This is a genomic window from Neorhizobium petrolearium (assembly GCF_029854435.1).
GTDB lineage: Bacteria > Pseudomonadota > Alphaproteobacteria > Rhizobiales > Rhizobiaceae > Neorhizobium > Neorhizobium petrolearium.
On sequence record NZ_CP123000.1, the window covers coordinates 2,033,515 to 2,047,658 of the forward strand.

The 14,144-nt window shown below is 60.4% G+C and carries 15 protein-coding genes; 5 read left to right on the forward strand and 10 right to left on the reverse strand.

All coding sequences use genetic code 11. The features are described from left to right. Nucleotides 1–6: 6 nt before the first annotated feature. Nucleotides 7–1,437, reverse strand: coding sequence for an NADP-dependent phosphogluconate dehydrogenase (gndA, locus tag QEO92_RS10415; protein WP_227702929.1), 1,431 nt, complete (start codon nucleotides 1,435–1,437; stop codon nucleotides 7–9). 219 nt (nucleotides 1,438–1,656) lie between these two features. On the opposite strand from gndA, the gene QEO92_RS10420 reads away from it, so the two are divergent. From QEO92_RS10420 to QEO92_RS10430, 3 genes are all read left to right on the forward strand, one after another. After that, complete coding sequence (locus QEO92_RS10420; RefSeq protein ID WP_227702930.1) at nucleotides 1,657–2,418, forward strand: helix-turn-helix domain-containing protein; 762 nt, start codon at nucleotides 1,657–1,659, stop codon at nucleotides 2,416–2,418. Nucleotides 2,419–2,485: 67 nt separating this feature from the next. Further along, on the forward strand, nucleotides 2,486–2,893 hold the full coding sequence (locus QEO92_RS10425) for an SRPBCC family protein (protein WP_037147158.1): 408 nt from the start codon (nucleotides 2,486–2,488) through the stop codon (nucleotides 2,891–2,893). 10 nt (nucleotides 2,894–2,903) lie between these two features. After that, nucleotides 2,904–3,260, forward strand: a complete 357-nt coding sequence (locus QEO92_RS10430; protein ID WP_037147161.1) for a VOC family protein — start codon at nucleotides 2,904–2,906, stop codon at nucleotides 3,258–3,260. Between the two features lie 3 nt (nucleotides 3,261–3,263). Here QEO92_RS10430 and QEO92_RS10435 read toward each other — a convergent pair whose 3' ends face one another. The 8 genes from QEO92_RS10435 to QEO92_RS10470 form a co-directional block, all read right to left on the reverse strand. Then, nucleotides 3,264–3,971 (reverse strand): PAS domain-containing protein, encoded by a 708-nt coding sequence (locus tag QEO92_RS10435; protein WP_227702931.1) that lies wholly within the window; start codon nucleotides 3,969–3,971, stop codon nucleotides 3,264–3,266. 186 nt (nucleotides 3,972–4,157) lie between these two features. Continuing rightward, entirely contained in the window at nucleotides 4,158–5,087 is a 930-nt protein-coding gene (locus QEO92_RS10440) for a lipid A biosynthesis lauroyl acyltransferase (protein WP_037148477.1), read from the reverse strand. Nucleotides 5,088–5,093: 6 nt separating this feature from the next. Continuing rightward, nucleotides 5,094–6,122: a zinc-binding dehydrogenase gene (locus QEO92_RS10445; RefSeq protein ID WP_227702932.1), complete on the reverse strand. Its 1,029-nt coding sequence runs from the start codon at nucleotides 6,120–6,122 to the stop codon at nucleotides 5,094–5,096. 59 nt (nucleotides 6,123–6,181) lie between these two features. Further along, nucleotides 6,182–7,468, reverse strand: a complete 1,287-nt coding sequence (locus tag QEO92_RS10450) for a beta-ketoacyl-ACP synthase (RefSeq protein WP_227702933.1) — start codon at nucleotides 7,466–7,468, stop codon at nucleotides 6,182–6,184. Between the two features lie 11 nt (nucleotides 7,469–7,479). Then, nucleotides 7,480–8,682 (reverse strand): beta-ketoacyl-ACP synthase, encoded by a 1,203-nt coding sequence (locus tag QEO92_RS10455; protein WP_227702934.1) that lies wholly within the window; start codon nucleotides 8,680–8,682, stop codon nucleotides 7,480–7,482. A gap of 130 nt (nucleotides 8,683–8,812) precedes the next feature. Then, complete coding sequence (locus QEO92_RS10460; RefSeq protein WP_037147172.1) at nucleotides 8,813–9,286, reverse strand: 3-hydroxyacyl-ACP dehydratase FabZ family protein; 474 nt, start codon at nucleotides 9,284–9,286, stop codon at nucleotides 8,813–8,815. 18 nt (nucleotides 9,287–9,304) lie between these two features. Then, nucleotides 9,305–9,589, reverse strand: coding sequence for an acyl carrier protein (locus QEO92_RS10465; protein ID WP_003495848.1), 285 nt, complete (start codon nucleotides 9,587–9,589; stop codon nucleotides 9,305–9,307). Nucleotides 9,590–9,691: 102 nt separating this feature from the next. Further along, the gene (locus QEO92_RS10470; protein WP_037148481.1) at nucleotides 9,692–10,666 is read right to left on the reverse strand and encodes a nucleoside hydrolase; all 975 of its coding nucleotides are present in this window, start codon (nucleotides 10,664–10,666) and stop codon (nucleotides 9,692–9,694) included. 179 nt (nucleotides 10,667–10,845) lie between these two features. Here QEO92_RS10470 and QEO92_RS10475 point away from each other — a divergent pair, with 179 nt between their 5' ends. Continuing rightward, nucleotides 10,846–11,631: a TSUP family transporter gene (locus QEO92_RS10475; RefSeq protein WP_227702935.1), complete on the forward strand. Its 786-nt coding sequence runs from the start codon at nucleotides 10,846–10,848 to the stop codon at nucleotides 11,629–11,631. Here the strand turns inward: QEO92_RS10475 and cobU are convergent. Further along, nucleotides 11,628–12,149, reverse strand: coding sequence for a bifunctional adenosylcobinamide kinase/adenosylcobinamide-phosphate guanylyltransferase (gene cobU, locus QEO92_RS10480; protein WP_227702936.1), 522 nt, complete (start codon nucleotides 12,147–12,149; stop codon nucleotides 11,628–11,630). The genes QEO92_RS10475 and cobU overlap by 4 nt on opposite strands. A 797-nt stretch (nucleotides 12,150–12,946) precedes the next feature. Between cobU and QEO92_RS10485 the strand changes: the two genes are divergently transcribed. After that, complete coding sequence (locus QEO92_RS10485; RefSeq protein WP_227702937.1) at nucleotides 12,947–13,942, forward strand: ABC transporter substrate-binding protein; 996 nt, start codon at nucleotides 12,947–12,949, stop codon at nucleotides 13,940–13,942. Nucleotides 13,943–14,144: the final 202 nt, after the last annotated feature.

The following is a 14,144-nucleotide window of genomic DNA, read 5'->3' on the forward strand; positions in this document are numbered from 1 at the left end:
GGTGAATCAGGCGAATTCCTCAAGGCCGCTGCCCCAGGGGCCGTGATGCTTGTCGACGCCGTCGAGGCGGTCGAAGCCGTGGGCGCCGAAGAAGTCGCGTTGCGCCTGGGTGAGGTTCGCCGTGCCCCGGCTGCGGCGGTAGGCATCGAAATAGGAAAGCGCCGACGAAAGCGCCGGGACCGGCAGGCCGGACAGCGCCGCGTAGGAGACGACCCGGCGCAGCGCGCCATCGGTTTCCTTGACCATCTTCGAGAAGGCCGGCGTGACGATGAGGTTCGCGACATGCGGGTCCTTGGTGAAGGCCGAAGTGATCTCGTCGAGGAACTGCGACCGGATGATGCAGCCGGCGCGCCAGATCCTGGCGATGGTCGGCATCGGCAGGTTCCAGTTGTATTCGGCGGATGCCGCGGCCATCACCGCGAACCCCTGGGCATAGGCACCGATCTTGGCGGCGAGCAGCGCATTCTCGAGATCGGCCAGGAAGGCCATGCCGTCCTTCGGCCTCTCGGCTTTCGGCAGACCGAAAATCCTCTCGGCCGCAACACGTTCCTCACGCTGTGACGACAGGATGCGGCCGGCGACGGCCGCCTCGATGGCGGTCGCCGCAACACCCATGTTCTGCGCCTCGATGACCGACCACTTGCCGGTGCCCTTCTGGCCGGCGCGGTCGACGATGACATCGACCATCGGCTTGCCGGTGATCGGGTCATTCGCCTTCAGCACCTTTTCGGATATCTCGATCAGGTAAGAGTTGAGGCGGCCGGTATTCCAGCGGCCGAAGACGTTGCCGATTTCCGACGCGCTCATGCCGAGGCCGTCGCGCAGGATGCCGTAGATCTCGGCGATCATCTGCATGTCGGCATATTCGATGCCGTTGTGGATCGTCTTGACGAAATGGCCCGCACCGTTTTCTCCGAGCCATGCGACGCAAGGCTCACCGTTGAACTTGGCAGAGATCGAGGTGAGCACCTTCTCGACGCGCTTCCAGCTTTCCTCCGTGCCGCCGACCATGATCGACGGGCCGTGGCGAGCTCCCTCCTCGCCGCCGGAAACGCCCATGCCGATGAAGGTGAGACCGCTGTCCTTCAGATTGTCGAAACGGCGCATCGTATCGCGGAAGTTCGCATTGCCCGCATCGATCATGATGTCGCCGGCCGAAAGATACGGCTTCAGATGCTCCATCTGCTGGTCGACCGGATCGCCGGCCTTGATCATGATGATGATCGGCCGCGGTGGCCGGATGGCGGCAACGAATTCTTCCAGCGTCTCGCAGGGGACGATCTGGTTCTGCAATGCGCCGGCCTCGGCATGGAACTTGCGCGTCACTTCCGCAGTGCGGTTGAAGACGGCGATCTTGTTACCTTTTTCGGCGATGTTGAGGGAGAGGTTAGAGCCCATGACGCCGAGCCCGATAAGGCCGATTTCTGCCTGTTCCACGGATGTGCCTCCATTTGAAGATTCGGGGCTGTTGTCGCACTCAAATTACCAAACGGCAAGGCAAAGGCGGCATTAAACGATTAAATTTCGGTGACATTCCGTCTTCATCCGGGCAACGAACGGGACCGGGAATGAGTGTCTGTGGCCTGTGCTCCTCCGCCAGCTGCGGTGCCTTGCAAGTGCCGTTTTCCGGTGCGACAAGGACTTTGTGAGCAAGTCATGAATGCCAGGACAGAGACACCCTTGCTGGCCATGCGCGCCGGCATCTACAGCGAGCAGCCTGCGACCGGGGAGCTCGACAAGCTTTTCCGTTGCTCATGGTCCCATACGTTGCCGGGTGACTTCCAGGGCAGCATGATCGTTGTGCCCGACGGCTGTTCGGATCTGATCTTTGCCGGTGGCCGGCTGATGATCGTCGGCCCGGATCGCACAGCCGCCTTCCCTGCCGTTGCTGCCGGAGAAACAATCCTCGGCTTGCGCTTCAGGCCGGGTGCCGCGCTGCGGTGGCTCGACGTTCCGCTCAACGAACTCGTCGGAAAGGCCATCCCCCTGTGGGACCTGAACCGTGACACGCAGGAAATCGAAGAACAGCTTGCCAATGAAAGCAGCCTCGCCGGAAGGCGCGCGCTCCTTCACGCATGGGCGCTCAGGAAATCCGTGGCGACCGCTGACCCAAGGAGCGACATGGAAGCGCTCTTCAACGGCCTCAGCAATGGTACGCTTCATGATGTCTCGGCACAGGCAACATTCGGCGAACGCACCCTGCGGCGGCAAAGCCGTGATCATTTCGGTTACGGCCCGAAGATGCTCCAGCGCATCCTTCGTTTCCAGCGCTTTCTCCGCCTGACCCGCACGTCCTCCTCGCAGAGTCTGGCTATCCTGGCGCTGGAGGCCGGTTATGCCGACCAGGCCCATATGACGCGCGACGTAAAGGAATTCACGACGCTGACGCCGCAGGATATCCGCCGACAGCGCGCCTGATTGTCCGTTTTGTTCAAGAAATCCCAGCTTCTTGTCGGTAGGTTTTCGGGAAATCGAGGAAACGATCATGACGACAATGCCCGCCCGTATCATCCATATCGGCATCGAAAGGCCCTGGTTGGAGGTCTATGACTTCGCAAGCAGACCTGAGAACATGCCGCTCTGGGCGTCCGGTCTGTCCTCCGGCCTGACCCGCGAAGGCGAGGACTGGATCGGCGACGGCGGACCGATCGGCAAGGTGCGCGTGCGGTTTGCCCCACCGAACCGGTTCGGTATCATTGACCATGTGGTGAGCATGGAGAACGGCCTTGTCGTGGAAAATCCGTTGCGGGTGGTGGCGAATGGCGATGGTGCGGAAGTCATGTTCACGCTGCTCCAGCGCCCGGACCTGGACGATGCGGCCTTCGAGGCGGACGCCGCGCATATACGGAAAGATCTGAAGGCGCTGAAAGACCTGCTGGAAGACAAGAAATAGGAGAGCACCCATGGGAGCCAAGGGCGCGGATCGCAAGATAGATTACATCGAATTCAACGTGCGCGACATAGGAAGAGCCAAGGCATTCTATGGCACTTCTTTTGGCTGGACCTTCACCGACTACGGTCCGGACTATTGTGAATTCCAGGACGGACGACTGACCGGCGGTTTTGCGAAATCAGCCGATATCAACGCCAAGGGCGGTGCGCTGATCATCCTTTTCGCGGACGAGTTGGAGGACGCCCAGGCACGGATCGAGAAGGCCGGCGGCAAGATCGTCAAGCCGATCTTTTCCTTTCCCGGCGGACGGCGGTTCCATTTCGCCGATCCGGAAGGCTACGAACTGGCCGTCTGGTCCGACAGATAATCGCTATGCTGCCGAACGCCGTCGGCGATCGGCAGTTTCCTGCATGACCAGCAACGCGCCGACAGGCTGCGATGAGCCGGAGATGCAGGGCGACATGCGGCAGCGGATGACCACAGTCTGGCCGTCCACCTGGTCTGCATAAGTGAAGGAGACGCTTTCGCCCTTGAAGCACCGCTCGAGGCCTGGCTTGAATTCGTTCCTGAAACGGTGAATGCCCACGAATTCCGCGAAATGGCGGCCGATCAGTTCGTCCCGCGACACGTCAAGACGCCGCGCATTCGTTTCGTTGGTGTAGAATATCCGGTAGCTGGGCGCGATGACGACAATCCGGTCGGATATGCGGTTGAGAAGCGCATCGTCGAGAAATCCGTCTGCCGTTGCATCCGCAATGATCGACGTTTCGCCTGGCTCGGGCTGACGGTTGGCCGACTGGCCGGTTTGCGGAGCGACGTAACGCTCTACGAGCATCCGCAGCAGGTGCCCGTTGCGGCGGACGCAACTGCGGTCGTCGGCCTCTTCGTTCAGGAGATCGAGCGCGAACCGGAACTGCGCCTGAATACTGGCCGGATCTTTTCCCTGAGAAGAGAAAATTGCGAGCATGAGAGGATCAAGGTCGCGATCGAGCGCGACGGTTGCCAGCGTATCATTCCGTTCGACCGCCTGACGCAGATCGGTATATTTGGACCAGAAGAGATCGATCAGCGCTTGCAAAAATACCCCCTCGCCCCCTCTATCTGGAGACTGCCGCCAATCCTTCCCCTGCGACCGGCGCTTCGTCATCAAATCCGCCAGACATTAATTCTTCTCCTCAAGGACGGACCCAAATTTTGGTCGATGACTTAACGTAGAACGCTCAGCCATGCGGCTCCAAGTTGTATCCAGGGATCATCTGAAGATTTACAGATACCGCTTGATATGCCACCGGTCGTGGTACCAGAGCCATTGCTCGGGATACTCCCGCACCCAGCTCTCCACCTTGTCGTTGAGCATCTGGCCGGTTGCCTGGAGGTCGAGATTACCCTTCTCGTCGCGCGGCAGCTCAATCTTCGGCTCGATCTCCAGCCGGTAGCGGTTGTCGGGCAGACGGATGCAACGTGCAGGATAGACCTCCGCGTTGAACTGCCGGACGAGTTTGGCGAGCAGCGGGTTGGTTTGTACCGGCCGGCCGAAGAACGTCGTCATAAGGCCCTTGCGGAACTTCTGGTCGACTAGCACGCCGACGCCGCCGCCCTGTTCCAGGCGGCGGGCGAGCGCAAAGGACGAACCCGCATGCGAAGGCACGAGCTGACCCATACGGCTGGCACGGAAGGCAAAGACCTTTTCCGCGATATACGGGTTGTTCGGCGGCCGGAAGAGCACCATGACCTCTAGGCCGAAGGCCTTTCCGGCAACAGGCAGAAGCTCGAAATTGCCGGTATGGGCGGTGAAGACGATGAAGGGGCGCGGATTGTCGCGCAGGTCGACGAAGATCGGAATGCCCGACACTTCCACCCTGCCCGGCTCCGTTCTCTCCGGATCGAAATCGAACAATCGGTCGAGGAAAACATATTCGGCCGCAAGCCGTCCCATATGGCCCCAGCTCGCGATCGCGATCTGCTCCAGCTCTTCGTCGGTCTTTTCCGGGTAAGCATTGCGCAGGTTGACGAGCATCAGCTTGTGACGGCCGAGCCTGGGGCCGATACGACGCGCCATGCGATCGGCAAAACGGATCGCGGGATCGGCAGGAAAAACCTTGAGAAGATTGAGGAAGCCGAACGCAACCAGCGCCACCAGCCATTGCTGGAAGTTTCTGAGCGCGATGACGATCCGTGTGAGGAAGAGCTTCAAGGGCATTCAGTCCATGCGGAGCACGATCTTGCCGAAGACCTGGCGGGTCTCCATGCGCTCCAGCGCCTTGTCGATCTCGTCGAAGGTGACTTCCGTGTCGATGACCGGGTGGACGATACCCTGGGCCATCTTCTGCATGGCGTCCGCCATGTTCTCCATGCGGCAGCCGAACGAGCCGAGCAGTTTCAGCTGCTGCTGGAAGAGCATCATCAGGTTCATCTCGGTGGAGACGCCTGAGGTCGAGCCGCAGGTGACGAGCCGCCCGCCACGTTTCATGGACAGCATAGAGCCGGCCCAGGTATCCTTGCCGACATGTTCGAAGACCACGTCGACGCCCTTCTTTCTGGTGAGCTTGCGCACCACGCCCTCGAACCGGTCGGTGCGATAGTTGATGACGTGATCGGCTCCGAGAGCCTTCGCCCTTTCGATCTTGTCGTCGGAGCCGACGGTGGTGATGACGGTGCAGCCCGTCTTCTTGGCGAGCTGGATCGCCGCGCTGCCGATACCGGAGCCGCCGGCATGCACGAGGATCGTCTCGCCGGGCTGGAGCCTTGCATTGTCGAAGAGCATATGCTCCACCGTGCCGAAGGTGACCGGTGCGAGCGCTGCGCCCACCGCATCGACGCCCGGAGGCGCCGGCACGAGAAGGCGCGCAGGAAGATTGGCCTTCTCCTGCGCAAAACCGTCGAGATGAAAACCGTGCACGCCGGAAACGTTTTCACAGAGATTGTCGCGCTTTTCGCGGCAGGGCTTGCAGAGACCGCAGGTGCGCGCACCGTAGATCGACACGAGCTGGCCCGGCAGGACATTCGAGACGCCCGGACCGATTGTCTCGACGACACCGGAGGCCTCCGCGCCGATCGTCAGCGGCATCTTGCGCTTGGCAAACGCCATGCCGCGCCAGCCCCAGACGTCGATGTGGTTAAGCGCCACGGCTTTGACCCGCAACGTGACCTCGCCCGGCCCGGGCGCTTCGGGTTCGCGGATGTCCACGGCCTCGAGCTTACGGTCATCGATCAGTTGCAGAGCGCGCATAATAAATTTTCCTTCGCCCGAAGGCGTTCCAACTCGTCAAACGTGATTGGCGACGGTCTCTAAGCCGGTTCCAGCGTCATGACAAGGCTGGCGTTCTGTCCACCGAAGCCGAAGGAGTTCGAAAGCACGGCGTTGGCCTGAGCGTCCCGCTTCCTGTTCGGCACCACATCGAGCACGATCGTCGGATCGGGATTGGTGTAGTTGATGGTCGGAGGTAGCGTGCCGGTGAGCATCGTCTGGATCGAGAAGACGGCTTCCACGGCGCCTGCGGCCGTCAGCGTATGCCCGATCATCGACTTGTTCGACGAGACGGGAATGTCTTTCAGCCCGTCGCCGAAGACGGCGAGCATGGCGCCATACTCCATCTTGTCGTTTTCCGGCGTCGAGGTGCCATGCGCGTTGATATAGCCAATACCCGTTTCGTCCATGCCGGCATCAGCAAGTGCCGCGCGGATCGTGGCGATTGCCGGGCCGCCATCCGGAGAGGAACGCGTGCGATGGAAATGGTCCGCCTTCTCGCCGCAGCCCTTCATGATGCCGAGGATCTTGGCGCCGCGAGCGATGGCTGACGCCAGTGATTCGAGCACCAGGGTTGCAGCACCTTCGGCGATGACAAAACCGTCGCGATCTTTGCTGAATGGCTTCGACGCCTTTTCCGGCGGATCGTTCTGGGTGGAAAGCGCCGAGAGCAGCGAGAAGCGGATCAAAGCCTCGGCACTGACCGAACCATCGGTCGCGACCGTCAGCGCGCGATCGGTACGGCCCTGGCGGATCGCTTCCACGCCAAGCTGGATCGCTGTGGCGCCGGATGCACAGGCCGTCGAGAGCGTTACCGGAAGCCCGCGTGTGCCGAACGTATCGGAAAGACGCTCAGAGATTGAACCGAACTGCACGGCTTCGAGGAAGACGGGATCGGGACGCTCGCGCATGGCCGCCAGGAAGCGGTCATAGGCATCGCCTTCCGTCTTTGATGGCGGAGCGCGATCGGCAAGCGCGAAACGGTCGCTCCATTCCGGCTCGACCGGGGGGGCCGCGAGAAACAGCGGACCGTCGAAATCGCCTGAAAGACCCGCCTGTGCGAGCGCTTCCATAGTGGTTTCGCGCGCGAAGGCGAAGGAACGCTCGACGGAATTTTCAGCCGGAACGGGAATGAAATCGACCGTGCCGCTGATCCTGGTGGAAAGCTTGTCCGTCGGAAAACGAATGGTCTTGTGGATGCCGGACGTGCCGGAGGTCAGCGCTGCCCAGTTGTCCGCGAGCCCCTGGCCGAGCGAGGTCAGGACGCCCATGCCGGTGATGGCGACGATCGGGCGGCCGAGATGATCCTTGAAGCGATTGTCGCTCATCAAAATCTCCTTTACGCGGCCGAGAGGACAGCAAGTCCCTCGCCGCGCGTATAACCGATCGTCGTCACCACCGCATGCTTGGCGGGCGCCGTCATCGGCTGTTCGTTCTGGGCATCGAATGTAGGAATGCGCGCGGCGCCATCCAAGCTGAGTGCCGCAAGTGCAAGGCCAAGCGGGAACTGCGCTTCCATGCCGTGTCCGGTCACTCCGCCATAAGCGCGGATCGGCATTCCCGGAAACTCCTTCTCAAGCAGCAGCTTTTCACGGGCGGCAAGATCGACAAGACCGCTCGTGCCGGACAAGACGACCGTATCATCCTTCGAAAGACCGGAGGCATGGCTGGCAAGTCGCGTCAGGCGCTTTTCGAGCTTGCCTTCGTTGCGATTGCCGCGGTCGCCTTCGATCGCGTGGATGACGGCATAGATATGCGCGCCACGGGCTTCGGCATGCGCGCGGGATTCGAGCACCAGGAAAGCGCCGACCGACCCCATGATCAAGCCACCGCCATTGTCCGGGGACCGTGACCAGATCGGATGCCAGTCCCCCGTCGCATGGGCGCGGATACCCTCGACAAGCAGGATGATATCGGCACGCTCGGCAACGAAGGCGCCGCCGACGAGGCTGTGGCTCGACTGGCCCGCCTTGATGCGGTGGAAGGCGGTCTCAACGGCAGAAATGCCAGCCGATTCCTCGCCCATGAAGGTGCGCGACGAGCCGGTGACCTTATGGACGATGGAAATATTGCCGGCGACGAGATTGGAAAGCTGGGCAAGAAACAGCGTCGGTCGAAGCTCGGTCGTCAGTTTCTCGTTGAGCAGCATCTCGCGGTCATTGCGCTTCAGCGCTTCGTCGACGATCAGGGAATCGACCTTGATATCGCGTTCGCCGCCGCCGGCGGCCACGATCATGTCCATCGAGGCACAGGCTTCCGCATCTGTCTTGAGACCGGCATCGTCGAGCGCAAGACCAGCGGAAAAGACGCCGAGCCGCTGCCAGTTCTCCATCTGGCGCTGGTCACCGCGCTTCGGGATCTGCGCCGACCAGTCGATTTCCGGCATGGGATGGACCGGATAGGGAGCGAAACGTTCCGTCTCGACCCTGGGCGCACCCGCATCGGCGGAAGAGAGAAGCGCAACGTGCGGCTCCTTCCCGACGCCCTGGCAGGTAACGATCCCGATCCCGGTAATCACGACATCATTGTCAGACTTCATCATGTCCTCTTTGCCCATCGGCTGATGGATGAGCGTCCAGCAAATCCAGGAACATGGAAACCGGTTTTCCGTCCGGAATTGCGTCAAAATAAAAATTCGGGGCCAGTCGTCGTCCGTGAACGATGAATGGCTCTTATGCCTTTGCGGCGAGCGCGTCCATAAGGCCGACCTCTTCCGCGCGCTTGCGGACAATCGGCGCCAGCGGGATTTCGCTGAAGGGCATGGTGCGCAGCTTGAGCTGCGCGTCGCATACCTTCTTGCCGGCACTCGTAATCTTCGCCTTGGTGACGGCGTAGCCCGAACCCTCATGCTCCAGAAACGCCTCGATGTCGAGGACGGCATCCGGTTCGACGAACGTGCGCATCTTGGCGCCGTCGACCGACATCAGGAAAGGCATGGCGGCAAAATTCGTGGCGGCGAGCACCAGGAAACCCGAGGCCTGCGCCATGGTTTCGATCAGGAGGACGCCCGGAACCAGCGGCATTCCGGGAAAATGGCCCTCGAAGACCGGGCTTTTAGCCGGCACGACCGACCGCGCCTTGAGGAGTTTGGCGCCTAGATCGACCGCTTCGACGCGGTCGATCATCTGGAAGTATTCGAGCAGCATGAGATTGCCGGCGGGCGGTCAGCCCTTTGCCGCCCTCAGCTCGTCGATTTTGGCGCAGAGGTTCTTGAGGACGAAATATTCCTCGGTCGAAACCTTGCCTTCGTTCACTTCCTGCGTCCACTGTTCCAGCGGAATCTTGATGCCGAATTCCTTGTCGATGGCGAAGACGATATCCAGAAAGTCGAGGCTGTCGATGCCCAGGTCATCGATCGTATGGCTTTCCGGCGTGATCGTTTCGCGATCGATTTCGCTGGTCTCAGCGATGATGTCGGCAACTTTGTCGAATGTAGCAGTCACGCCCATGTCCTCTGAAGAATATCAAAATCAACGTCCCACATAGGGAAATCGATCTCAAATGCCAATGGCCTCGTTTTCGAGAGCGTCAATTTGCGCTGGAACTGTTGCCTAAACAGCAATCGAATGGCGACCTTCCACAAGCGCCGCACGGATGACTTCCAGCACCTCTTCAGATCGGACATCCGTGCAGACCCGCTGGCTCGGGTGCCCATCCCAAGGGCTTCCTGTGAATTTGCGGCCATGGTCCGGCGACTGGATCGTCGCGCCGTCGGCAATGCCGCCGCAGACGACGCGCACGGCACCGCTGCGCAAGGTAAAAAGGTCCGGCCGGACCAGGTAAACACAGGCCGTGCTGTCATGCACGGCCATGCCGGCAATGCCGACGCGGCTCTTGTAGAAGTCGATATAATATTGGGACAGGTCCGAGAGGAGCTGTACGGACTGGTCGCCCGATTTGACCATGACGTCGAGATATTCGGCGGTCATGATCGTCTTCATCGTCACGTCGAGCCCGGCGATGGTCACTTTCCACGGTGCGGTGAAAAGAACGTCGGCCGCTTCCGGATCGCCGTGGATATTCGCCTCGGCAGCAGGCGTCACGTTGCCGATCACATCGAAGGCGCCGCCCATGACGACCACTTCCTTGACGAGGCCTGCGATGCCCGGATCAGCCCTCAGCGCCAAAGCCAGGTTTGTCATGCGGCCGACGGCAACCAGCGTCACCTCGCCCGGATTGGCCCGCACGGTCTCGATGATGAACTGGTAGGCGGGACGCGAATCAAGCGGCCAGTCGATCGTCTGCGGCACGCCGATATTGCCGAGGCCATCGGCGCCGTGCACGACGGATGCCGCTCGATCGTCGCGACGCGAGGGGTCGAGCGTGCTTTCGGCGCCAATCGAGATGGGTGCGGAGATATTCCATTCCCGATGCAGGAACTGCGCATTGCGGGTGGTCAGCTCCAGCGGCACATTGCCGAAGACCGTCGTCACGCCGAGAAGGTCGATCTCGGGATGCCGATGCAGGAAAAGCAGGGCCATGGCGTCATCAACGCCCGGATCCGTATCGAAAATGACCTTATGCATATGCTTCATCCCCATATTCGGCGGCTTTCAAGGCGGCGCACAATAGCGCCAAACGTTTGCAGCGCAATCCCCGGCGGCATGGCGACTTCGAGCGAGATTGCCTTGCGTCAATCCACATTCGATGCGAGAAGCGCGCCGCGTCTTATTTCGCGCATTTCGCCGCTTACCGAGTTTTTCCCTTGAACGACCTTGCCTCGCATCTCGTCCTGATGCTTTTCCTCGCCTCTTTTTTTGCCGGTTTTGTGGATTCGATCGCCGGTGGCGGCGGGCTCATTACCATTCCGGCCATGCTGATCGCCGGCATTCCGCCGCTGGAATCGATCGCAACGAACAAGCTGCAATCGCAATTCGGTTCCGCTTCGGCGACAATCGCCTACGCCCGGCGCGGCCATGTCAACTTAAGAAAACAGCTGCCGATGGCGGCCATGTCGCTTCTCGGCGGAGCCATAGGCGCCATCCTCGCCTCCATGGTGCCGGCCAAGTGGCTCGCGGCAGCAATCCCCTTCCTGCTGATCGCGATCGCCGTCTTTTTCGCAGTCAAACCGAACCTCAACGACAGCGACAGCCACCAACGGGTGACTCCATTTGTTTTCGGCCTGACTGTTGTTCCCCTGGTGGGGCTTTACGACGGTGTGTTCGGTCCGGGTGCGGGCTCCTTCTATATGCTCGGCTTCGTTTTGCTCGCCGGTTTCGGCATGCTGAAGGCGACCGCCCATACCAAGCTCATCAATCTCGGATCGAACTTCGGCTCCTTCCTGATCTTTGCCGCAACGGGTTCGGTGCTCTGGAAGATCGGCCTTCTGATGGGGATCGGCCAGTTCTTCGGTGCTCAGGTCGGCTCGCGGATGGCGATGAGGAGCGGCGCGAAGCTGATCAAGCCGCTGCTGGTTCTTTCTTGCCTTGCCCTGGCGCTCAAACTGCTCGCCGATCCGGCCCACCCGGTGCGGATCTGGGTCGGTTTCTAACCCTTCATCTTCAGCGGCAGACCGGCGGCGATGAAGAAGACCTCATCAGCCGCCGCGGCGATCTTCTGATGCAGGCGCCCGGCATGGTCTCGGAACTCCCTCGCCATTCTGTTCTCCGGCACGATGCCAAGCCCCACCTCGTTGGAAACGAGGATCAGACGGCCAGCAAGGGGAGCGAAGCTTCGGACAAGCATTTCGCCTACCGCATCGATATCCCGATTTTCCATCATGAGGTTGGTGATCCAGAGCGTGAGACAATCGACAAGCGCTACCCTGCCCGGCGCATCGATTGCTTCGATGCGCGACACGAGATCGACCGGCACTTCATGTGTCACCCATCCTTCGCCGCGATCGGCTCGGTGACGGGCGATCCGCTGCCTCATTTCGTCATCATAGGCGCGGCCGGTCGCAATATAGTGGCGTTCAAAGCCGGTCTCCCGGGCGAGTTTTTCGGAAAAGCCGGATTTGCCCGAACGGGCACCGCCGAGGACGAACGTGACGTGACCGGAGCGTGTCATGGAAGAAAGGAGCCTGTTCCAGAGGGGACCGGACGATTCGTAGACAAGAGAGGCGTCCGGCCCTGTTGGTGGTGATGACTCTGGATTTGCATTGCCTGGCAATGGTGAAGGCTTTGGAGATAGGTGTCAATCTCCGCTGCCGCAAGGCCCGCTCGGATACGACGGCGGTGAGTTCGACAACAATCGGAAGATGAAAATGCCCGTCGCCGAAAAGGGTAAGGTTCCGCCGGGGAAGCAAGGGCAACCGGTACGCACTACCTGATCCGGTGCCAAAGGCAAGCTAACCGCCCGCATTGAAACCAATAGCGCGACATTCTTACCGGATGGTTATTACGGGCGGTAAGCTGCGTGAATTTCTTATTTTTCGTCTTTTTCGAAAAATTTCGGACTGCTGGAAACGGCGCTAATCGACTACAAAACGTCAAATCTCGGGCGTGACTTTTTCGCGTACCATGTACCATCTGTTCCGCACGCTGGAATTGTCGCTGAGAACGATGGCAAATGATGATTTTTCGACCGGGAATCGAGCTCAGACAAAGGTTTGATATTTGCCCGCGCGGCGCGCACTTGCCCGGGACAGGTTGATTTCTGTTGGGGAAACCGTACCTTGCATTGGGCTGACATATAAATGCGCAGTATCTGTGACAGCATTCCGCAGATGCGAAAAGACGCATCGCCCAGCAACGTTCGCGCGGCAGCATCCACCGGTTGCATGCGCTGCGCCCGCGCTAGCGGATGGCCCTGCTGGACATCCACCGAAGTGAACATTTGGAACGATAAGACTGGGAGGTCTTAAGATGAAAAAACTGCTTGCTTCCACTGTCTTCGCCGCTGGTCTTTATGCCTTTGCCGGCTCGGCGCAGGCCGATTGCGGCTCGATTTCGATTGCGGAGATGAACTGGGCCTCGGCGGGCGTCGCGGCCAATGTCGACAAGATCATTCTCGAAGAAGGGTATGATTGCACTGTCGAACTCGTCTCAGGCGACACGATGCCGACCTTCACCTCCATGAATGAGAAAAGTCAGCCGGATATCGCGCCGGAATTCTGGATCAATTCGGTGCGCACCCTGCTCGACCAGGCCGCTGCCGATGGCCGGCTGATCATCGCCGCGGAAATCCTTGCCGACGGCGCCGTGGAGGGCTGGTGGATTCCGAAATTCCTGGCCGACGCTCACCCGGACATCAAGACGGTTCAACAGGCGCTCGCGCATCCGGACCTGTTCCCGGCCCCCGAAGATCCGTCGAAGGGTGCGGTGACCAACTGCCCCTCGGGATGGAACTGTCAGGTTTCGACCGCCAATCTCTACAAGGCGCTCGCAGCACAGGACAAAGGCTTCGAACTGGTCGATACGGGTTCCGCAGCCGGCCTTGACGGGTCGATCGCCAGCGCTTTCGAAAAGAAGACCGGATGGCTCGGATATTATTGGGCGCCAACGGCCATCCTCGGCAAATACGAAATGGTGAAGCTCTCCTTCGACGTACCGCACGACAAGGCCGAGTGGGACGCCTGCACCGCGGTGCCGGACTGCGCAAACCCCAAGGTCAACTCTTATCCGACCTCGCAAGCCTTCACCGTTGTCACCAAGCAGTTTGCGGAGAAGGCGAGCGTTGCGATGGACTACATCAAGAATCGCAAATGGAGCAACGCGACGGTCAACAGCATTCTCGCGTGGCAGACGGACAACCAGGGCACCAACGAGGACGCTGCCAAGCACTTCCTCGAGACCATGCCGGAGGTTTGGACCAAGTGGGTCTCGCCGGAAGTCGCCGATAAGGTCAAAGCCTCCCTCTGACGGTAGTGGATATGCCGAAGGCGATGCTCCGGGCGTTGCCTTCGGCAACTGCATTTGTCGTGGACGTCGCTCGATGTCGTCTGCGGTGGTGCATGGGAGTGGTCGCCGGGCGATACTCCAGATGCGGAAACCTGCCGGAAATTGCCGCCGCACCCGGAAAGCCATGTCGGGCTGCGAAAGGCAAAATATAGAACAGACAAGG